Source organism: Phenylobacterium montanum (assembly GCF_018135625.1).
In the GTDB taxonomy this organism is placed as follows: domain Bacteria; phylum Pseudomonadota; class Alphaproteobacteria; order Caulobacterales; family Caulobacteraceae; genus Poindextera; species Poindextera montana.
Genome location: NZ_CP073078.1, coordinates 3005796 through 3026489, shown reverse-complemented (window position 1 = coordinate 3026489; position 20694 = coordinate 3005796). Strand labels below are relative to the sequence as shown.

17 protein-coding genes are annotated in these 20694 nt (G+C 69.9%); 2 read left to right on the top strand and 15 right to left on the bottom strand.

Annotated features, from left to right (window positions below; genetic code table 11):
* The first annotated feature begins 54 nt into the window (after positions 1–54).
* The gene (locus KCG34_RS13510) at positions 55–723 is read left to right on the top strand and encodes a hypothetical protein (RefSeq protein WP_211936169.1); all 669 of its coding nucleotides are present in this window, start codon (positions 55–57) and stop codon (positions 721–723) included.
* A gap of 41 nt (positions 724–764) precedes the next feature.
* Here the strand turns inward: KCG34_RS13510 and KCG34_RS13505 are convergent, their stop codons facing one another.
* On the bottom strand, positions 765–1055 hold the full coding sequence (locus KCG34_RS13505) for a DUF1330 domain-containing protein (RefSeq protein ID WP_211936168.1): 291 nt from the start codon (positions 1053–1055) through the stop codon (positions 765–767).
* A gap of 197 nt (positions 1056–1252) precedes the next feature.
* Between KCG34_RS13505 and KCG34_RS13500 the strand changes: the two genes are divergently transcribed.
* Complete coding sequence (locus KCG34_RS13500; RefSeq protein WP_249138025.1) at positions 1253–3805, top strand: sensor histidine kinase; 2553 nt, start codon at positions 1253–1255, stop codon at positions 3803–3805.
* A gap of 169 nt (positions 3806–3974) precedes the next feature.
* On the opposite strand, the gene KCG34_RS13495 is transcribed toward KCG34_RS13500, so the two are convergent.
* The 14 genes from KCG34_RS13495 to KCG34_RS13430 form a co-directional block, all read right to left on the bottom strand.
* Positions 3975–6878 (bottom strand): bifunctional [glutamine synthetase] adenylyltransferase/[glutamine synthetase]-adenylyl-L-tyrosine phosphorylase, encoded by a 2904-nt coding sequence (locus tag KCG34_RS13495; RefSeq protein WP_211936167.1) that lies wholly within the window; start codon positions 6876–6878, stop codon positions 3975–3977.
* A gap of 5 nt (positions 6879–6883) precedes the next feature.
* Complete coding sequence (locus tag KCG34_RS13490; protein ID WP_211936166.1) at positions 6884–8290, bottom strand: sensor histidine kinase; 1407 nt, start codon at positions 8288–8290, stop codon at positions 6884–6886.
* Between the two features lie 10 nt (positions 8291–8300).
* Positions 8301–8972 (bottom strand): response regulator transcription factor, encoded by a 672-nt coding sequence (locus tag KCG34_RS13485; protein ID WP_211936165.1) that lies wholly within the window; start codon positions 8970–8972, stop codon positions 8301–8303.
* Between the two features lie 93 nt (positions 8973–9065).
* Positions 9066–10670, bottom strand: coding sequence for a Do family serine endopeptidase (locus tag KCG34_RS13480; protein WP_211936164.1), 1605 nt, complete (start codon positions 10668–10670; stop codon positions 9066–9068).
* 159 nt (positions 10671–10829) lie between these two features.
* On the bottom strand, positions 10830–11294 hold the full coding sequence (locus KCG34_RS13475) for a cytochrome c-type biogenesis protein (protein ID WP_367575998.1): 465 nt from the start codon (positions 11292–11294) through the stop codon (positions 10830–10832).
* A gap of 145 nt (positions 11295–11439) precedes the next feature.
* Positions 11440–13428: a heme lyase CcmF/NrfE family subunit gene (locus tag KCG34_RS13470; RefSeq protein ID WP_211936162.1), complete on the bottom strand. Its 1989-nt coding sequence runs from the start codon at positions 13426–13428 to the stop codon at positions 11440–11442.
* Positions 13425–13922, bottom strand: coding sequence for a cytochrome c maturation protein CcmE (gene ccmE, locus KCG34_RS13465; protein ID WP_211936161.1), 498 nt, complete (start codon positions 13920–13922; stop codon positions 13425–13427). The genes KCG34_RS13470 and ccmE overlap by 4 nt, the downstream gene beginning before the upstream one ends.
* Before the next feature lie 42 nt (positions 13923–13964).
* The gene (gene ccmI, locus KCG34_RS13460) at positions 13965–15086 is read right to left on the bottom strand and encodes a c-type cytochrome biogenesis protein CcmI (RefSeq protein WP_211936160.1); all 1122 of its coding nucleotides are present in this window, start codon (positions 15084–15086) and stop codon (positions 13965–13967) included.
* A gap of 99 nt (positions 15087–15185) precedes the next feature.
* A complete protein-coding gene (locus tag KCG34_RS13455) occupies positions 15186–16523 on the bottom strand; it encodes a hypothetical protein (RefSeq protein WP_211936159.1) in 1338 nt (445 codons plus the stop codon).
* Positions 16524–16601: 78 nt separating this feature from the next.
* Positions 16602–17936: a sensor histidine kinase gene (locus KCG34_RS13450; RefSeq protein ID WP_211940821.1), complete on the bottom strand. Its 1335-nt coding sequence runs from the start codon at positions 17934–17936 to the stop codon at positions 16602–16604.
* A 92-nt stretch (positions 17937–18028) separates the two neighbouring features.
* The gene (locus tag KCG34_RS13445; RefSeq protein WP_211936158.1) at positions 18029–18709 is read right to left on the bottom strand and encodes a response regulator transcription factor; all 681 of its coding nucleotides are present in this window, start codon (positions 18707–18709) and stop codon (positions 18029–18031) included.
* A 17-nt stretch (positions 18710–18726) separates the two neighbouring features.
* A complete protein-coding gene (locus tag KCG34_RS13440) occupies positions 18727–19056 on the bottom strand; it encodes a PepSY domain-containing protein (protein ID WP_249138024.1) in 330 nt (109 codons plus the stop codon).
* Between the two features lie 79 nt (positions 19057–19135).
* Complete coding sequence (locus KCG34_RS13435; protein WP_211936157.1) at positions 19136–20071, bottom strand: DnaJ C-terminal domain-containing protein; 936 nt, start codon at positions 20069–20071, stop codon at positions 19136–19138.
* A gap of 104 nt (positions 20072–20175) precedes the next feature.
* Positions 20176–20655 carry a YcgN family cysteine cluster protein gene (locus KCG34_RS13430; protein ID WP_211936156.1) on the bottom strand — a complete coding sequence of 160 codons (480 nt, stop codon included), beginning with the start codon at positions 20653–20655 and terminating at the stop codon, positions 20176–20178.
* Positions 20656–20694: the final 39 nt, after the last annotated feature.

Here is a 20694-nt window from a genome sequence, read left to right as displayed (position 1 = left end):
GGTCGAGGCTGGCGATATTGCTGATGCGATCAACTGCGCCAGGGGGAAAGGCCCGTGAATCCCGAGGACATCGACCTGGAAGTTGAGGTAGGCCAGAGCCTCGCAAACTTGGCTGCAAGTCTCCCACACAGTGTTGATGTCGTTGCGCTCGGCGTTCGCTCGAAAGCACCTTACAAAGCGCTGGCGGTCCGCGAGGCTTTGACCTGGCCGACAGAGGAACTCGGCCGCGGAGCCTATGAAATGTTCCAGCGCGGCGACCTAGCGGCAGCAATTTTGCTAACCCGTGGCGTGGTCGAGTGCACCGCCCTAATGGCTCGCTTGGCTCAAGTCGTGTTCGAGCGGGCGGCTATGTCGGAGCACCAACTCAATGAGTTCCTCTCGAAGATGCTACTAGGCTGGAAGTCTGACCAGCCGGATTTTCCCCAGGCGTTCAATGTGCTCACCCTGCTAAAGCACCTGGACAAGAGGTTCGGCCCCGTCACCAAAGCTTACGAGCATCTTAGCGAGTTCGCCCACCCCAATTGGGGTGGTGTCACGCATCTCTTCTCGCGCACTGATACAGAGAAGTTCATCACCTACTTTGGCCGCTTCGAGGACAAAACGCTCGCGCCGCGGACGCATGCGCTGAATGCACTAGCCGCATCACTCGCAATCTTCGAACTTGACTACAATCTCTTCACTGGGACGATCGAAGCTTGGCTCCACGAGTTGGAAAAGTTCTAGGGACTTCCAGTATGACCGAAGCATAAGCGGCAACTCTGGGCTCAATCACACCCCTCGACCAGCACCAACCGACTGTTGGTCGTCCGATGGCGCAGGCTGAACAGGCTCTGCGCGTCGGGATCGTTCAGGAAGGCCTCGGCGTTTTCGCGGGCGGGAAATTCGAGGATGACCAGCCGTTCGGGGGCCCAGTCGCCCTCCATGACGGTCGGCTCGGCGCCGCGGACGATGTATCGGCCGCCGTGCTTTTCGATGAACGCCGGAATGGCCTCGACATAGGGCAGGAAGCCCCGGAGGTCGTTGATGGAGAAGTCCAGCACCAGATAGGCCGTCATCGCCGCTGCTCGCCCTTCGATCCGTGCGGGCCAGTCTGCTCCGGCTGACGGCCCGAGGACAGCGGCTTCGGCTCGCCGGCGCTAACCCTTCTCCGCACAGGGAAATCGGCTATCTGAGACGATTCGGTCTGGTGACACGATTCACCGGTCGCGTCTAAGCTCGCCGTTAACTGACTCGCGAAGGGAAGTAGAGCGTATTGGCGGGGCGACAGGCCGCGATCGGCGCCCATCAGGGCCGGCGGGAACGCACGCGCGTCCGGACGGACGCGGCTGCGGCCTCGCGCGCGGCTGCGCCCAAGGCCCTGACCGCCACCCATTTCCGCATCTTCGTGCTGTCGGCCCTGTTCCTGCTGGCCATCTATACCGTGGTGGGAGTCGCGCGGCTGGAGCGGTCGGGCGCCGACAGCGCCGAGGCCAGGGCTGCGGGACCGGCCGTGCTGTCGGCCGGCCTGGCCGCCCGCACCGAGGCGGTGGTGGCGCGCACCGACGCGGCGCTTTCGGCCGCCGGAACGCTGCTGGCGCGGCTGCCGACCGCGCCGATGGACGCGGCCGAGGCCGCTCTCGGCGCCGCTAAGCCGGCCGTCCGCGCCGTGGCCGTGGTCGGCGACGATGGCGTGCGCGCGGTCAGCGGCGACGTGCAGGGCGACTGGACGAGGGCCGCGCGCGCGGCCGCCGCCTCGGGCCGCAGCCTGTGGGTCGGCCAGATCGGCCGCGGCGCCGGCGGCCACACCTACGCCGCCCGCAGCGTGACCCTGGCTGACGGGCGCGTGTTCCTGGTCGCCGTGCTGGACCTGACCGGCGCCCTGCCGCAGAGCGACCCGGCCTCGGCGCTCCTGATCGCCACGCCCGAGGGCGCGGTCCTGACGGCCGAAGGGCGCGGCGGGGTCGCCGACAGCCTGAGCCTGAAGGACGCCCTGCATACGGACCAGGTCTCGGCGACCCCGGCCGCCGGGGTGCTGCCGGATGGCGGCCAGGTGATGGTCGCCGGCCAGCCGGTGGCCGACGGCGCTCTGGTGGCCGTGGCCGCGACGCCCGGCAAGGCCGCTGCAGGCGCCCTGGCCCCCGACCGGCTGATCCAGTTGTTCTCGCTGCTGGCGCCGTTGGGCATTGGCTGCGGTCTGGCGCTTCTGGTGTTCCTGCAGATACGCAAGGGCGAGAGCGCGCAGAAGGCCCATGCCGAGGCCGAAAAGCGCTTCCGCGTGGCGGTGGAGGCGGCCCGTTGCGGCATCTGGGAGTGGGACCTGGACGAAGACAAGGTGTTCATGTCCGACATCACCGCCACCATGCTGGGCTGGGGCGGGGCGGGCATGGTGGCGGGCGCCGAGATCCTGGAGCGGGTCGCCCCCGACCACCGCGACCGGGTGCGCCAGAGCCTGGAATCGGCCAGGGCCTATGGCGCCTTCGACGTTTCCTTCCGCGTGCTGCTGGCCGGGCGCAACGCCGTCTGGATCGACGCCCGCGGCCAGACCTCGGGCGAGGCCGGCAAGGGCGGCTATCGCCGCATCCTAGGGGTGATGCTGGACGTGACCGAAGAGCGGGTCACCCAGGCCCGCGCCCAGGCCGCCGAGGTTCGCCTGCGCGACGCCATCAACAGCGTCTCCGAGGCCTTCGTGCTGTGGGACCGGCACGGGCGGCTTCTGATGTGCAACAAGAATTTCCGCGCCTTCTTCTCGCTGGAAGCCAAGCTGACCAAGCCCGGCGCCACCTATGACGCGGTGCGCAAGTTCATGCGCCTGGCGGTGAAGCAGGAGCACGCCGCCCTCGACGCCGGCGCCGGGGTGCGCGAGGCGCAGATGGACGACGGGCGCTGGCTGCAGATCTCCGAACGGCGCACGGCCGAAGGCGGCATGGTGATGACCGCCGCCGACATCACCGCCATCAAGCTGCAGGAAGAGGCCCGCCGGCTGAACCAGGAGCAGTTGGAAGAGGCGGTCGAGAACCTGGAGCACAGCCAGATCCAGCTGGCCGAGCTGGCCCGCAAGTACGAGGCGGAAAAGATCCGGGCCGAGGGCGCCAACCGGGCCAAGAGCGAGTTCCTGGCCAATATGAGCCACGAGCTGAGGACCCCGCTGAACGCCATCAACGGCTTTTCCGAGATCATGGTCGGCGAGATGTTCGGGCCCCTGGGCGATCGTCGGTACAAGGAGTATTGCGGCGACATTCTCAATTCCGGCCAGCACCTTTTGGCCCTGATCAACGACATCCTCGACATGTCGAAGATCGAGGCCGGCAAGATGAACCTGAGCTTCGAGCCTTTGAACCTTGAGGACGTGGTCGAGGACTGCGTGCGGCTGGTGAGGAACCGCGCCGAATCCACGGGCCTGAACCTGATCGTCGACCTGCCCGAGCTGCCCGAGTTCGAAGCCGACTACCGGGCGATCAAGCAGGTGCTGCTGAACCTCCTGTCCAACGCCCTGAAGTTCACGCCTCATGGCGGCCGGGTCACGGTGAGCGGCGAGCGCCGCCGCGACATCACCGGCGACCGGCTGCGCATCAGCATCACCGACACCGGCATCGGCATTTCCGAAGAGGACCTGGCGCGCCTGGCCAAGCCGTTCGAGCAGATCGAGAGCCAGCTCTCCAAGACCCAGCAGGGCACCGGCCTGGGCCTGGCCCTGACCAAGTCGCTGATCGAGCTGCACGGCGGCGACCTGGAGATCCGGAGCAAGCCGGGCGAGGGCACCACTGTCACCGTGGTGCTGCCGGTGCATCAGACCGGCGTGCTGGCGCCGGCGGCGCAGGTGGCTTAGGGGGCACTCTGCTGCCGATGGCGGCGGTTGCGGACCCCCTCCACCATGCTTCGCATGGTCCCCCTCCCCCAGTGGGGGAGGAATTGATCGCCCACCGTGCCGCCAACATTCCTCCCCCATCGGGGGAGGGGGACCGCGAAGCGGTGGAGGGGGCTGGCGCCGGCGATAGTCACCTCACCACGGCCTCGAACGCCGTCCGCGCCTTCAGCTTCGCCGCCTTCAGCCGCCGGACCAGGGCCGGGAAGTCGCGCACGCCGCCGGCGCGGGCCAGGAGGCGGCGCAGGGCCTTCGGTTCGTGGCTGGGGTCGATCTGGTCTTCCAGGGCAACCTTCAGGACCTGGGACAGGTCCTGCTGCAGGCTCCATGCCTCGCCGAGGGCCGCCAGCGCCTCGGCCTCGCCGATCCCGGCCGCCGCCAGGGCGGTCAGGGCCTCGCCGGTGTGGGGCCGCAGGGGGCCGCTTTCGCCGGCATGGACGATCTGCAGGTATTGGGCGGCGAATTCGATGTCCACCAGGCCGCCCGGCGACAGCTTCAGGTCCCAGAAACCCTTGTCCGGCCGTTCGCGGGCCATCAGGGCGCGCATGTCGAGGACTTCGGCCGCGGTCCTGGCCGGCTCGCGCGGGCGGCGCAGGGCCTGGTCCAGGGCGGCGGCGACGGTTTCGGCGAAGGCCGGGCTGGAGGCCCAGGCGACCCGCGCCCGGGTCAGGGCCAGAAATTCCCAGGTCTCGGCCTCACCGGCATAGTAGTCGATCAAGGCCCTCAGGCTCACCGCCACCGGCCCCGCGGTTCCCGAGGGGCGCAGGCGCATGTCGACCTGATAGAGGGTCCCCTCGGCCGTGGGCGATGACAGGGCTGCGATCAGCCGCTGGGTGAAGCGGGCATAGACGGTCTCGGCGCCCCAGCTCTTCAGGGTCGACATCGCCGCAGGGTCTTCGGCGCGATAGACGGTCATCAGGTCGAGGTCGGAGCCGGCGTTCATCTCGCGCGAGCCGCAGCGGCCCAGGGCCACCACCGCCACCTCGCCGGGGAAGTCGCCGCCCATCCGGTGGGTCTCGGCCAGGGCCGCGGGGGCGAGGGCCTGGATGCAGGCGTCGGCGAGATCGGCGAAGGCGGCCCCGGCCTCGGTGGCGTGGGCCGCGCCGCTCATCACCTGCACGCCGATGCGGAAGGCCTGTTCGCGATGCACCTGGCGGGCGGCGTCCATCGCCGCCTCGAAGCCAGGACCCAGCCGGGCCATGGCCGCCGCCAGCGCCGCCCGGTGCTCGCCAGGGTCGATGGGTTGGAAGAAGTTGGGATCCATCAGGGCGTCCAGCGCCACCGGCCGGCGGGCGAGGATCGTCGCCAGGCGCGGGGCGATGGCCATCACCTCGACCACCAGCTCGAACAGCTTGGGCTGGGCCAGGAACAGGGACTGGACCTGCACGCCGCTGGACAGGCCGGCGAAGAACTCGGCGAAGCGGGCGAAGGCGGCGTCGGCCGCGCCGGTGGCCTGGGCGGCTTCCAGCAGGCGCGGGGCCAGGCGGGTGAACAGTTCGCGGCCGCGTTCGGTGCGGGTGGCGCTGATGCGGCCGTGGTGCCAGGCGCGGATCGTGGCGGCGACCTTCGCGGGCTCGGAGAAGCCCATGCGGTGCAGGGTCTTCAGCGTTTCCGGGTCGTCCTCGACCCCGGTGAAGACCAGGCTGCCGAAGCGGGAGGACAGGTCCTCGTCGTCGGCGAACAGTTCGCCATAGCGGGCGTTGACCGCGCGCAGCAGGCGACCGACCCCGGCGTCGAAGCGGCGCAGGTCCCCTTCGCCGGCCAGGGCGGCGATGCGCCGCCGTTCGGCGTCGCTCTCGGGCAGCTTGTGGGTCTGGTGATCGCCGACCATCTGGGCGCGGTGCTCTAGGGCGCGCAGGCGGTCATAGGCCTCGGACAGCTCTGCGGCGGTCCGGGGCTCGACATGGCCGGCCTCGGCCAGGGCGGCCAGGGCTTCCTGGGTGCGGGGCGAGCGCAGGCGCGGGTCGCGGCCGCCCAGGATCAGCTGCTGGGTCTGGGCGTAGAACTCTATCTCGCGGATACCGCCATGGCCGAGCTTGAGGTCCGCGCCTTTGGCGGTCATGCGTTCGTCGACCTTGTGCACGTGGATCTGGCGCTTGATCGAGTGGATGTCGGCGATGGCGGCGAAGTCGAGGTTGCGCCGCCAGACGAAGGGCAGGAGGTCCCTCAGGAACGCCTCGCCAGCCCTGAGGTCGCCGGCGGCGACGCGGGCCTTGATGTAGGCGCAGCGCTCCCAGTTCTGGCCGACGCTCTCGTAATAGTCCAAGGCGGCGGCGACTGGGGCGGCGATCGGGGTCGAGGAGGGATCGGGCCGCAGGCGCAGGTCGACGCGAAAGACGTAGCCGTGGTGGGTGCGGGCCTGCAGCAGTTCGGCCACCGCCTGGGTCAGGCGATTGGCTTCGGCCTGCGGCTCGACGCCCTGGCCCAGGGGCAGGGCGGCCGGGTCGAAGAACACCGAAAAGTCGATGTCGCTGGAATAGTTGAGCTCGAAGGCCCCGTACTTGCCCATGGCGATGCAGAAGAGGCCGGGGATCGGCCCGCGGGCTGGGTCGGACGGCGGCAAGAGGCGGCCGCGCGCGATCTCGGCCCGCGCCGCCTCGGCCAGGGCGCACCGCAGGGCGGCGTCGGCGAAGCGGGTCAGGGCGGCGGTGACGGCGTCCAGGTCCCAGACGCCGGACAGGTCGGCCAGGGCGGTCAAGAGGTGGGTCTCGGCCTTGAGTTCGCGCAGACGGCGGGAAACGTCGTCGCTCTCCGTGGGCGCGGTTTCCAGGCGCTGGGGCTCGGCCAGGATCGCTTCCAGGCGCTGGTCGGGCGGATCGGCCAGGATCTGGGCCAGCATGGCCGGGCGGCCGCGCGCCAGGCCGGCGAGATAGGGCGAGGCGGCGAACACCGGCGCCAGGGCCGGGACGGCCTGGGCGAGGCGGCCGCTCCAGCCGTCGCGTTCGGCGGCGGCGCTCAGGACCTCCAGCGCCCGCTCGGCCGCTGCGGGGTCGAGCACGGGTCCGCAGGGTTGGAGCTGGTCGGCGAGGGGCTGCATCGCCCCTAACCCACCCTCGGCAGCACCAGCGCCACCCGAAGGCCAGGCCCCATCGCGCCGACCTTGCCGGGGCCTTCGTCCAGCTCCAGCCGGCCGCCATGGGCCTCGGCGACAGCGGCGACCAGGGGCAGGCCGAGGCCTGCCCCTGGTCGGTTGCGGCTGTTCTCCAGCCGCACGAAGCGCTGCACCACCCGCTCGCGCTGATCTTCCGGCACGCCGGGGCCGGTGTCGGTGACCGAGAACTCGACCTCTCCGGAGGAGCGCTTGCGTACGCGCAGCATGACTGCGCCGCCCGCGGGGGTGTACTTGATGGCGTTGTCCAGGAGGTTGGCCAGGGCCTGGGAGAGGAACTCGCGATTGGCCTTGACCCCCAGGCCGCCGGCGATCTCGGAGCTGAACTCCAGCCCCTGGTCCTCGCAGACCGGCTCGTAGAGCTCGGCCACGTCGGCGGCCAGCTGGCCGGGATCGAAGGCGACCTGGTCGGGCGCAGAGCCCGCCGCCTGCAGGCGCGAGATGGAGAGCACCGCGGTGAAGGTGCGCAGCACCCCGTCGGCGTCCTCCAGCGCCTGGACCAGGGCGGCCTGGGGATCGCTCTTTCCGGCCTCGACCTCCAGCATGGCCACTTCCAGCCGGGTGCGAAGCCGGGTCAGGGGCGAGCGCAGGTCGTGGGCGATGGCGTCGCCGGCGTGGCGCAGGCTGCCGATGGAGTGCTCCAACCGGTCCAGCATGTCGTTGAGGCCCGAGCCCAGCTCTTCGAACTCGTCGCCGGCGCCGGTGAGGGCCACGCGGGCGCGCATGTCGCCGCCCTTGACCGCCCCGATCACCGCGTTCAGCCCGCCGATCGAGCGGCTGACATTGCGGCTGATCAGTATGCCGCCGCCCAGGCCCAGCAGCACGACCAGGACTCCGCCGCCCCAGATGGCGCGGACGATCTTGTTCACATAGGCCGCGGTGTCGCCGATGTCGGCGCCGACGAACATGATCTCGCCGCCCGCAAGCCTCTGGCGCTCGCCGCGGGCGGGGCGCGTCTCGTGGCTGCCGTCGGGCCGGGCCTCGGCGACCTTGAAGTGCGTCCAGACGATGTTGCGCTCGTCCGACTGCCCGACCGGCACGTCGGGGATGGTGCCCCAGATGCGCCGCCCGGACGGGTCCAGCAGCAGGTAGAGGAAGGGTTGGTCGATCGAGGTGCGCTCGATCATCGCCCCCCGCACCGCCTCGGCGCCGCCCTTCTGGTAGATGGCGTCGAGTGTGGCGACTTCCTTGGTGATGGACATGTCCGCCAGCCGGCTGATCTCGCCGGCGGTCATGAAGTAGACATAGCCCAGGAAGGCCGCGCCCGCGGTGGCGAACAGGGCCAGGATCAGCAGGGTGAGCCGGAAGGTGTTGGTGCGGAATGTGGCCGGCAGGCCCATGGCCCGCGCCTCAAGCTTCCAATCTGTAGCCCGCGCCGCGCACGGTCTGCAGCATGGCCCGGTCGAAGCCCTTGTCGATCTTGGAGCGCAGGCGCGAGATGTGCACGTCGATGACGTTGGTCTGTGGGTCGAAGTGGTATTCCCAGACCTTTTCCAGCAGCATGGTCCGGGTCACCGACTGGCCGGCGTGGCGCATGAGGAATTCCAGCAGCTGGAATTCGCGCGGCTGCAGGTCGATCTCCTTGCCGTCGCGGCGCACCACGCGGCCGATCAGGTCCATCTCCAGGTCGCCGACGCGCAAGGTGGTGGCCACGGCGCCGGTCTCGCGCCGACGCGACAGGGCCTCGACCCGGGCGATCAACTCGGCGAAGGCGTAGGGCTTGACCAGATAGTCGTCGCCCCCTGCCCTCAGGCCCGTCACCCGGTCCTCAATCTCACCCAGGGCGGAGAGGAAAAGCACCGGGGTCTGGTCGCCGTGCCGGCGCAGGGTCTCGACCATGGTCAGGCCGTCCATGTTCGGCATCATGCGGTCGACCACCAGCACGTCGAAGCCGCCGGCCTCGGCGACCTTCAGCCCCTCGACGCCGTCCGGCGCGTGCACCACGTCCGAGCCGGCCTCGCGCAGGCCACGGGCCATGGCGGCGCCGGCTTCGGCGTCATCCTCAACGATCAGGATCCGCAAGGCCGACGCCTCCCTCTCTGAACAGTTTAGAGCGGAATGTAGGCGGAAAACCGCTTCGCACCTTTCCCCATCCCGCTCCCGCGATTCGCCGCCCTATTTCTCGCCGATCTTGAGCGGCAGGAACAGGGTGCGGCCCTCGCGGCGCACGCCGACCAGGATCGAGGGGCGGCCCTCCTTCTTGGCCTGGGCGGCGGCGGCGACCACGTCGGCCGGGCCGCTGATCGCCCGGTCGCCGGCGTGGACGATCAGGTCGCCCGAATGCAGGCCCTTTTCCGCGGCGTCGGAATTGTTCTTCACCGCGGTGACCAGAGCCCCGCGCACCTCGGCGGGCAGGCCGAGACGGCTGCGGGTCTGCTCGTCCAGCGGCGAGAGGGTCAGGCCCAGCACCGTGGGCGTCTTGCTCTCCGGCGTCTCCGGCCCGCCATTGTTGTCCGAGCCGCCATTCTGCGACTGGGCCAGCTGGGCTTCGGACGGGCGCAGGCCCGACTTGACGTCGAAGTTCAAGGCCTTGCCGCCGCGCAGCACCTTAAGGTGCATAGTGTCGCCCGTCTTCGTCTGGCCCACCAGGCGGGTCAGCTCGGTGTTGCCGCCGACCGCGTGGCCGTTCAGCTCGACGATCACGTCGCCCTGCTGGATGCCGGCCTTCTGCGCCGGGCCGCCATTGGCGAGCTCGGCGACCAGGGCGCCCTTCTGGCCGGGCATGCCCATGCTGTCGGCGATCTCGGGGGTGACGTTCTGGATCGTCGCGCCCAGGTAGCCGCGGCTGATCTTGCCGCCCTTGATCAGCTGAGTGGTGATCTGGTCGGCCACGTCCGCCGGGATGGCGAAACCGATGCCGACCGAGCCGCCCGACGGCGAGAAGATCGCCGAATTGACCCCGATCACGCGGCCGTAGATGTCGAAGGTCGGGCCGCCCGAATTGCCCCGGTTGATCGGGGCGTCGATCTGGATGAAGTCGACGAAGCTGTCGCCCAGGTCGCGGCCATAGGCCGAGACGATGCCGGCCGTGGCCGTGCCGCCCAGGCCGAACGGATTGCCGACCGCCAGCACCCAGTCGCCGACCCGCGGCTTGGCCGAGTTCTCGAAGTCGACGAACGGGAAGCCTTGGCCCTCGACCTTGATCACCGCCAGGTCGGTGGCCTCGTCGCGGCCGATGATCTTGGCCGGCAGCTTGCGGCCGTCCTTCAGGGTGACCTCGATGTCCTCGGCGTTCTCGACCACGTGGTTGTTGGTGGTGATGTAGCCGTCGGCCGAGATGAAGAAGCCCGAGCCGGCCGACTGGGCCTTCAGCCCCTTGGGCGTGGCGCCCTTGCCGCCCTGGCCGTTTCCGCCCTGGCCGCCATTGCCGTTGTTGTCGTCGCCATTGTTGTTGTCGTCATCTCCGCCGCCGTTGTCGGGCGGGCCGAAATTGAACGGCAGGCCCGGACCCAGCCGACCGGCGGCCCGCGGGTCGATATGCGAGGTGACGTTGATCTGCACCACCGCTGGCGAGACCTTCTCGAAGATGTCGGCGAACGACAGGGGCGCGCCCGGCGGCGGCGAGAAGATGGTGCCGGTGGAGATGCGCGTTAGCGGCAGAAAGTGGCTGTCGCCGGCGCCGAAATGCGGCGACCAGCGTACGCCGGCCCCCGCCAGGGCTGCAGCGGCGACCCCCGCAGCGGCGACGCCGATGATGATGCCGGTCTTCTTCGAAGCCATGTGATCCTTGGTCCTTGTCAACGCCCGCCGGAAGCGCCGGGCGCGGTCGTCCTCAAACTAGGGGCGGCGGGGGCGTCCGCCAATGGGCGTGGGGCGAAATGCGCCGCCACCCGCGTCTATTTCCGAGATAGAAACATGGCGCAAGCGTGGCGTCGCCCCTTACCGGCCCTGAAGCCTGCGCAGCCGCGCTTCTTCTTCCGGCGTCAGCTCGTCCGCCGGCGCGGCGGGCGCATTTCGCGCGCGCCAGGCGAAGACGCCGAGCCCGGCCAGAACCAGGGCGAAGGGCGCCAGCCAGAGCAGGCTGTTGCCGAGGCTGAGGCGCGGCTTCAGGAGTACGAACTCGCCGTAACGGGCCACGAGGTAGGCGCGGATCTGGTCGTCGGAGGCGCCGCTGGCCACCTGCTCGCGGATCGCGCGCCTGAGGTCGCGGGCCACATCGGCCTCGGAATCGTCGATCGACTCGTTCTGGCAGACCACGCAGCGCACCTGCTGGAACAGGGCGCGGGCATGGGCCTCCTGGGAGGGGTTCTGCAGCCGCTCGGCCGGGTCGGCGGCCGCGGCGACCATGGCCAGGGCGGCGAGGGCCACCACGCTTCCGGATTTCAATCTCTTGATACGGCTCACAAAACCGCTCATCCCGGCGAATGCCGGGACCCAGATCCTATGGCTCTGGCCTATGACCTCGTTATGGATGCGCTCTAACAAGTTCCACCAGCGCCTTACGATCTGGGTCCCGGCATTCGCCGGGATGAGCGGAATTTTATTGGCCTCACGCGCGCGCCTCCGCGACCTGGGCGGCGCGGCGGGGAGCGGCGATCCTGAGGCGGCGGTCGGACAGGGACACCGCCCCGCCGATAGCCATGAGCAGCGGCCCGCCGAAGATCAGCCGCGCCCAGGGGTTCCAGTATGCGCGCACGAGCCAGCCGAGTCCGCCGTGCGGGCCGGGTCGCTGCTCGCCGAGCACGATATAGACGTCGCCCAGCTTGTGCTCGCACAGGGCCACCTTGGAGGTCGACTGGCGGCCGGGGGCGTAGAGCCGTCGCTCGGGGGCGGCCTGACAGATCGGCTGGCCGGCGCGGGTGACCGTGAGCGAGCCGCGCTGGGCCAGGTAGTTCTTGCCCTCGGCGTCGCCGACGGAATTCAGGGCCAGGTCGTAGGCGCCGACCTTCAGGTGGTCGCCCGGCGCGAGCACGGCGGCGGCCTCGACGCGGTAGGTGGTCTCGTAGGCGGCGCCCAGGATGAACACCCCGACGCCGATATGGGCCAGGGTCATGCCGAAGGCGCCGCGGGGCAGGTTGCACAGCCGGCGGAAGGCCTCGGCCGGGCCGGCGCGGCCCAGGCGCATGCGCTCGGCCAGCTCGGCCAGGGCGCCGAAGATCAGCCAGGCGCCCACGGTCACGCCGACGATAGGCAGCCACGACAGGCGAGCGCTGAGCACAGTAACCAGCACGCCGGCGCCAACCGCCAGCGCCGCGGCGATCCACAAGCGCTGCAGCGCTCCGGCGAGGTCGCCGCGCTTCCAAGCCAGGAGCGGACCGATCGGGAGGATGAGGATCGCCCCCGACATGATTCCACCGAATACGATGTTGAACCAGGGCGGCCCAACCGAGATCGCACTTCCGTTCAGGGCCTGAACGATCAGCGGATAGAGCGTGCCATAGAGCACCGCGAACGCCGAGATCGCGATGAACAGGTTGTTCAGCACCAGGGCGCCTTCGCGGCTGATCGGGGCGAACAGGCCGCCGGGGGCGAGCGCCGGGGCGCGCCAGGCGAACAGGGCGAAGCCGGAGCCTGCGGCGAGGCCGAGGATGATCAGGAGCAGCGTGCCGCGCTTGGGGTCGACGGCGAAGGCGTGCACCGAGGTCAGGATGCCCGAGCGCACCAGGAAGGCGCCCAGCATGGAGAAGGTGAAGGCCAGGAGCGCCAGGAAGATGGTCCAGGCGGCCAGCGAACCGCGCTTCTCGGTGACCACGGCCGAGTGCAGCAGGGCCGTGGCCGCCAGCCAGGGCATGAAGCTGGCGTTCTCCACCGGGTCCCAGAACCACCAGCCGCCCCAGCCCAGCTCGTAATAGGCCCAGAACGAGCCCAGCATGATGCCGATGGTCAGAAGGCTCCAGGCGCCCAGGGTCCAGGGCCGCACCCAGCGCGCCCAGGCCGCGCCGATATGGCCTTCGATCAGCCCGGCCACAGCCAGGGAGAACACCACCGACAGGCCCACATAGCCGGAATAGAGGAAGGGCGGGTGGATGGCCAGGAACGGGTCCTGCAGGATGGGGTTCAGCGAATTGCCCTCCACCGGCGGGAAGGCCACGCGCAACAGCGGGTTGGAGGCGAACACCGTGTAGCCGATGAACAGCAGGCCCAGGCTCCCCTGGACCGCCACCGTGGTCGCCTTCAGCCGCGGCGGCAGGCTGTCGCCGCCGAGGGCGATGCAGGCGCCGAAGCCGGTCAGGGCCAGGTCCCACAGCAGCATCGAGCCCTCGTGGCTGCCCCACACGCCGCTGATCTTGTACAAGAGCGGCTTGGCCGTATGCGAATTGGCCGCCACGTTGGCCACCGAGAAGTCGGAGGTGACGAAGGCGATCATCAGGCAGCCGAAGGCGAAGGCCGTGGCCGCGAAGGCGCCGCCCGCCGCACCCTCGCCGGCGCCGGTCAGGGCGGCCGAGCCGCGCATCCGCCCGGCGACCGACAGCGCCACCTGGGCCAGGGACAGGGCCAGGGCCAGGACCAGGGCGAAAGAGCCGAACTCCGCGTTCATTGGCCGCCCGCGGCTTGCATGGCCGCCTGAGTCTGCGGCCCGCCGTCGCCGCGCCACTCGCCCGAGGCCTTCAGGGCCCGGGTGACCTCCTTGGGCATGTATTTCTCGTCGTGCTTGGCCAGGACCTCGGTGGCGGCGAACACACCGTCGGAGCGGTACGCGCCCTTGGTCACCACACCCTGGCCTTCGCGGAACAGGTCCGGCAGGTCGCCGCGATAGACTACCCGGCTGACGGCGGCGTGGTCGGCGATGGCGAATTCGACCGTGCCGTCAGTCTTCTTGACCACGCTGCCCTTGGCCACCAGCCCGCCGAGGTCGATGGCCCGACCGGCGGGGACGTGGGCGTGCTGAGCCTGGGAAGGCGAATAGAACAGCGAGACCGAATCGCCCATGGCGTAGAGGGCCAGGCCCGCGGCGCCGGCCAGGATCGGGGCGGCCACGGCCACCGCCGCCAGCCGGCGGCGCGCCTTGCGGGATTTGGGCAGCAGGGTCATGGCCACTTCTCTAGTCCATATTCCGGGTTCGCGCGCTGAGGTTCATCGCGCCGCCGCCTCGATGGGGGAAAGGTCGCCGGGGCGGTCCTTGAACAGGCTGCGCGCGCGGGCCAGGGCGGCGTCGCGCGCCGAGTTGTCGCCCAGCACCGAATAGGAGCGCACCAGGCGCGCCCAGCCGGCCGGATCGTTCGGGTTCGCTTCGAGCCGGGCGGCAAGACGGGACACCATGGCGCGGATGAAGGCCTTCTGGTCGCCGGCCTGCTGCGCAGCCTCGCCCCCCTGGCCGCCCGGGCCGGTGGTGCGCTCGCCGGGCGGCAGGGCGTGGTCGCGCTCGACCAGCAGGATCTCCTGCTCCAGCCCCTGGGCGCGGGGATCGCTGGAGGTCAGGTCGGCGCGCAGGGCTTTCCAGCCGGCCAGGCCCTGATCGACATGACCGGTGGCGATCTGGTCGCGGGCCAGGAAGTAGCGCGGCTCCATGGCCTGGGGCGCCAGGGTGACGGCGGTCTGGAAAGCCTTGCGCGCCTCGTCAGGCAGCACGTCGCCCGGCTGGTCGCTGGCGACCATCTGGCCATAAAGCATCCAGAGTTCGGCCTTCTTCGGCGCCAGCTTGAGCGCCTTTTGCAGATTGCGTTCGGCCGAGAAGGTGTCGCCTGACGCGGCCTCGGCCTCCGCCAGGTAGGTCAGGGGCGTCGGATCGCCCGGCTTTTCGTCGGTGATCGCCTGCAAGACCGCGACCATGCGCTGGGCGTCCAGCTGGCCGGGGTCCTGCTTGCGCCAGACGGCGAGGCGACGGCCGAACGGCTGGTCCGGCGTTCCGGGCGAGCCCACGACGATATAGATGCCCAGCGCGATCAGCGGCGCAACGATGGCGATGATCAGCACGGCCAGGCGACCGTTCGCGCCGCCGTCGGCCGGCTTTTCCGCCGCGTCCGCCGCCGACAGCAGCCGGCGCGCGGCCTCGGTTCGGGTGGAGCGCGATTCCTCCGGCGAGATCAGGCCGAGCCCGGCCAGGTCCTCGACCTCGGCCAGTTGCCGACGATAGACCACCAGGGTCGGATCCTCGCCGGGACCGGCCGCCCGGGCCGCGGCCCGCGACGCGCGATAGATGATCAGCCCCGCCGAGGCGGAGGCGAGCAGCGAAGCGGCGACCCAGAACAAGATCATGTGCGCCGCTTATCGCAAATCCGTCGTTCGCTCCAGGGTGGCGGCGTCGCGGCGGGAGGGCAGGGTTTGACCTGGATCAGGCGAGCTGCGCCGAAAGGCTCAGGCCGCAGCCCGGCGGCGGATGATGGCGGCGGCCTGTTCGCCCTTGGCCACGGCCACCAGGTCGGCGGCGGCCTCGAGATAGCGGCGGATGCGTTCGGGGTTCTGCACCTCTTCGCCGCGCAGCAGTTCCAGGAGGTCCTCGACATACTGGGTCAGCCGCGCGTCCATCCGCTCGCCGGCCTTGGCGCGGGTCGAGCCGTAGCCGGCCTGGTTGGCGCTCGCGCGGCACTGCTCGAAGAAGGCGAGATAGCTCTGGGCCTTGTTCAGCTGGGGCGGCGAGGGGTCTTCGTTCAGCTTGGGGAAGCCGCGGACGCCCTTGCCGAACTTGACCTGGGTCAGGGGCAGGGCCTGGTCCAAAGCCTTGTCGATCTGGGCCAGGCGGGTTTCGGCCAGCTGGGCCAGGGCCAGTTTCTGCTTGGCGATGCGTGCGCCCCACACGCCGTCGCGGCTTATGTCCAGCGAGGTCTCGAACTCGGCGATCTCCAGCGCGATCACATGCACGCTCTCCGCCGCCGCCACACCGGCCGCCCTGCCGCCGTTGGGATCGAAATTGCGGCCCTCGCCGAGGCGCCGGTCGATGTCGTCCATGTAGAATTCGCCGAACCGAGCGATCTCCGAGGAGGCGGCGAAGCGATCGGTGGGGCGATCCATCACCGCCGAGATCAGGTGCAGCACCTTCCACGGCTCGGGCATATGGGCGCAGAGAATGTCCAGGAGGCGCGGCCCGCCGTCGTCGGACAGGTCCACCCCGTCGTTGTAGGCGATGCGGATCGCCACCGCCCGCTCCTCGTTCAGCCGCCCCATCCAGTCGGGCAGCCGCATCAAGGCTGCGCGGGCCAGGGGGGCTAGGTCCAGCAGCTTGATGAACAGTTCCGCCCGGCCGGGAACCTTGTCCAGGAGCGTGCGGACGCCGGCGAATTCGGCCAGCCCCCCGCGCAGGCCCTCGGCGGCGATGCGGCAGACGGCGTCACAGGCGCTGTGGGCGTAGGCGCGCTCGTCCTCGTCGCGGATTGGGCCCAGGGCCTCGACTGCGCGGGCTGCATTGGGCTCCTTTTCCTTGCAGGCGGTCCACAGCAGCGCCAGGGTCTCGAAGGGGAACTTGGGATAGGGGCCGATCGCCGCCGGCCGGCACAGCGGCAGGAGCGGCATGAAGGCCAGGCTGCGGGCGCGGCGATTACTGGCCTCCTGGGCCACCAGGCTGTGCACCTCCGCCATGGGGCCGCCGCGGGTGACCTCGTGCGCCAGGGCCTGTTCCAGATTGACCACGGCGGAGTCGGGCGCCGCGCTGAAGATCGAGCGTAGGATCGACGCCTGGTTGGTCGAGAGGTTTGACATCGAGTCGGACAGATCCCGGGCTTGTTGCCTGGATAATGATCAACCGAAGTTAAGGCTTCCCGAAGGTTAAACTTGAGCTCAGGCGCGGGGCAGCTCGACCGAGACCTTCAGCCCGCCCAGAGGCGACGATGACAGACTGACTGCGCCATCATAGGCCCGGGCCAATTCATCGACAATCGACAGGCCAAGACCCGAGCCTGGCGCGGTTTCGTCGAGCCGGGCGCCTCTCTTCAGCACCTGGGCGCGCTCGGTTTCCGACAGGCCCGCACCGTTGTCCTCGACCGTCACCGTCATCCGCTCCGGCCCAGCGGGTGCGGCGATCGCACGCACCCGGCCTCGGCCATACTTGCAGGCGTTTTCGATCAGGTTGCCGACGATTTCCAGAAGGTCCTGGCGCTCGCCGGGGAAGACCAGGTCCTCGGGGCAGCGCCAGTCGATCTCGACGGCCTTGTCGGAAAAGATCCGCTCCAGGGTCACAGCCAGCTCGTCCATCACCGGCTCCAGCGGCGTGCGCTCGCGGGAGCCCTGGGTGCGGGCGGCGGCGCGGGCCCGGCGCAGGTGATGGTCGACCTGCTGGCGCATCAGCTGGGCCTGGTGACCGACCAGCTCCGCCAGGGGGCCGCCCTGGCGCTCGGACTCGGCCAGCATGACCGAAAGCGGCGTCTTGAGCGCGTGGGCCAGATTGCCGACGTGGGTGCGCTGGCGCTCGACCACCTCCTGGTCGTGGGCCACCAGGGCGTTCAGCTCCTCGGCCAGGGGCTGCAGTTCGGAGGGATAGGCGCCGCTGACCCGCTCGGCCTTGCCGGTGCGCACGTCGGCCACCTCGCTGCGCAGCTCGAACAGAGGCTGCAGGCCGATCCGCACCTGGACCAGAACCACCAGCACCAGGCCCACGCCCAGGATGACCAGGCCCGCGGCGGTCTCCAGGGAGAACCTTCGGGAATCGGTCTCGTAGGGCGTGCGGTCCTCCGCAGCCATGAACACCACCGGCGCCTGGCGGCCCTGCAGGCGGGCCAACATGGCGGCGGCGCGCAGGGGCTCCTTGGCCGGGCCGACGGTGTCGTAATAGACCGGCTGGCCGGGATGGGCCTGCAGTTGCGCGAGGCCGCCCTCCGGCCCCTTCAGCTCGGAGTCCCACAGCGAGCGCGAGCGCTGGGCCGCGTGCAGTTTGCCGTCCGGTCCCGGCTCGGAGATCTGCCAGTACTTGCCGGAATAGGCCCGGGTGGCGCGGCTGTCGGTCAGGGGCGGGGCGTCGACCTCGCCCTGGTCGTCGACCGTCGAGCCGGCATAGAGCCCGTCGGCCACGTCGAACAGGTCCTGGTCGAAGCGGCTGATCGCTTCCTGGCGGAACAGGGCGGTGAGCGCCAGGCCGCTGACGATCAGCACCACCACGCTCCAGACGGCGGCCAGCATGACCAGCCGCTGGGACAGGGAGGCGTGCGGCGGCGGGCCGAAGCGGAGACGCGGGAGCCTCAGCGTCCGCCGCTGTCCGGCCACGCCGGCGGTCACGAGCCGGCGGCCTCGCCTTCCAGGGCGATCAGGCGATAGCCCAGGCCGCGCACAGTCTCGATGCGGTCCGAGCCGATCTTCTTGCGCAGGCGGCCGATGAACACCTCGATGGTGTTGGAGTCGCGGTCGAAGTCCTGGTCATAGAGGTGCTCGACCAGTTCGGTGCGGCCGATCACCCGGCCCTGGTGCATCATCAGATAGTGCAGCAGGCGGTATTCCAGCGAGGTCAGGCGCAGGGGCTCGCCGTTGACCGAGGCGCGGGCGGCGCGGGGATCCAGGCGGATCGAGCCGCAGGTCAGGGTCGCCGCCGCGTGGCCGGCCGAGCGGCGCAACAGGGCCCGAAGGCGCGCCAGCAGCTCCTCGGTGTGGAACGGCTTGGTCAGGTAGTCGTCGGCGCCGGCGTCGAAGCCGGCCACCTTTTCGCTCCAGGCGCCGCGGGCGGTCAGGATCAGGACCGGGGTGGTCTTGCCGTCGCGCCGCCAGCGCTCCAGCACCGAGACCCCGTCGATCTTGGGCAGGCCAAGATCCAGGATCACCGCGTCGTAGGGCTCGGTGTCGCCGAGGAAGTGAGCCTCTTCGCCATCCGGGGCGTGGTCGACCGCATAGTCGGCGTCGCTCAGCGCCTGTTTCAGCTGGCGGGACAGGTCGGGATCGTCTTCGGCGAGCAGGATGCGCATCTGGTCTCTTTCGGTCCTTACTTGGCGCTGATGACGGCGCCGGTGTGGGCGTCGACGATGTAGTCGATCCGCCGCCCGTCCTTGCCGGCCCAGCGCACGCGATAGACGATGCGGTCGCCGGATTGCTCCAGGCCCGCGTCCAGCTCGCGCCCGGGCGAGCGGCGGTTGATCTCGGCTATGACCTTGCTGAGCGGCACGCAGCCGCCCTGCTTGACGCATTGACGGACATCGTTCTGCTGCAGGCCATAGTCGGCGCCCAGGGAATCCGAGCCCTGCTGCGCCAGGGCCAGGCCGGGCGCAATCAGGCTGGTCGCCGCCAGAGCCAGGATCAGGACGCGTCGCTTCATCATGGGGTCAGGCATAGGCCCGCCAGGTTGAACCGGGGCTGAACGTCTTTCCCCTCTCCCTTTGCAGAAGTGGGGTCAACTATTTCCGCCGCGGGGCATAGGGCCGCTCCTTGCGCCATTTCTCGGCGAACTTCTCCAGAGCCTCGTCCGGCGCCTCGGGCAGCACCACCACCAGCCGGGCCAGGAGGTCGCCGCGGGGTCCGCCTTGGCTCGCGGGGAGGCCGCGGCCCTTCAGGCGCAGCATCTGGCCGGAATTGGAGCCCTTGGGCACAGTCAGGCTGACCGGGCCGTCGGGGGTCGGAGCCTCGACCTTGGCCCCCAGCACCGCGTCGGGGACAGAGATCGGCAGGTCCATCACCAGGGCCTCGCCCTCGCGGCGATAGATCGGATGCGGCCGGATGTTGAGCTCGATCAGGGCGTCGCCCGGCCCGCCGCGTCCCGGCGAGCCCTGGCCCTTCAGGCGCATGACCTGGCCTTCGGTGGCGCCCTTGGGGATGGTCACGTCCAGGGTGCGCCCGTCGGAGAAGGCGATGCGCTTCTTGCCCCCCTGGATCGCCTCCTCCAGGTCGATGTCCAGCTTGGCGCGCACGTCGCCGCCCTTGGCCGGCGGGGGGCTGAAGCCGCCGGCGCGCCCGCCCGCGGCCCGGCCGAACATCTCGCCCAGGATGTCGTTCAGGTCCGCGCCTTCGAACTGGCCGCCGAAGCCGCCGCCGAAGGGGCCGCCGCCCGAAAAGCCGCCCTGCGCCCGCCCGCCGAACGGATCGCCGCCGCCGAAGCCACGCATGGTCTCGCGCCCGTCGGCGTCGATCTCGCCGCGGTCGAACTTCTTGCGCTTCTCCACATCGCCAATGATGTCGAAGGCGCCGGACACGCGCTTGAAGCGCTCCTCGGCCGCCTTGTCGCCGGGGTTCTGGTCAGGGTGCAGCTGCTTGGCCAGCTTGCGGAACGCCTTGCGAATCTCGTCGGCGCTGGCCGTGCGCGAAACGCCGAGTTCCTTGTACGGGTCTTGCGCCAAGTGCTGATCGCCCCAATGGTCGTGTTTCATCGCCCTCAATTAGGCTGTTCCAAAGCCGGCGCAAGAGCAAATGTTGCAAATTTGCCACATGTCCGCAACGCCGGTTAGTCCAAGCCCCGTTCGGCCAGGAGATCGGGGGCTTCGAAGTCGATGGCGTCCTCCGGATCGTCCAGCGAGGCCTCGCTCACAACCTGGCCGCGGATGCTGACCCCGGCGGTGTGCACGCTCTCCGGATCGCCGCTGACCAGGGGATGCCAGTCGGCGAGGCCCCGACCCTCGTGCAGCCGCCGATAGGCGCAGCTCTTCGGCATCCAGAGCAGGTCCTCGATATTGCCGGGCGTCAGCTTGATGCAGTCCGGCACGGTCTTTTTGCGGTGCTCGTAGTCCGAACAACGACACAATTGGGCGTCAAACAGCCGGCAGGAGACCCGGGTCGGGATGATCTCGCCGGTGTCTTCGTCCTCGAAGCGGATCAGGCAGCACAGGCCGCAGCCGTCGCACAGGCTCTCCCATTCGGCGGCGGTCATCTGCTCCAGACGCTTGGTCTGCCAAAAGGGCTTTTTAGGTTTGGCGGTTACGCTCATAGAACCATTCTAACCGGCCCGACCCCTCCTCGGCCATGC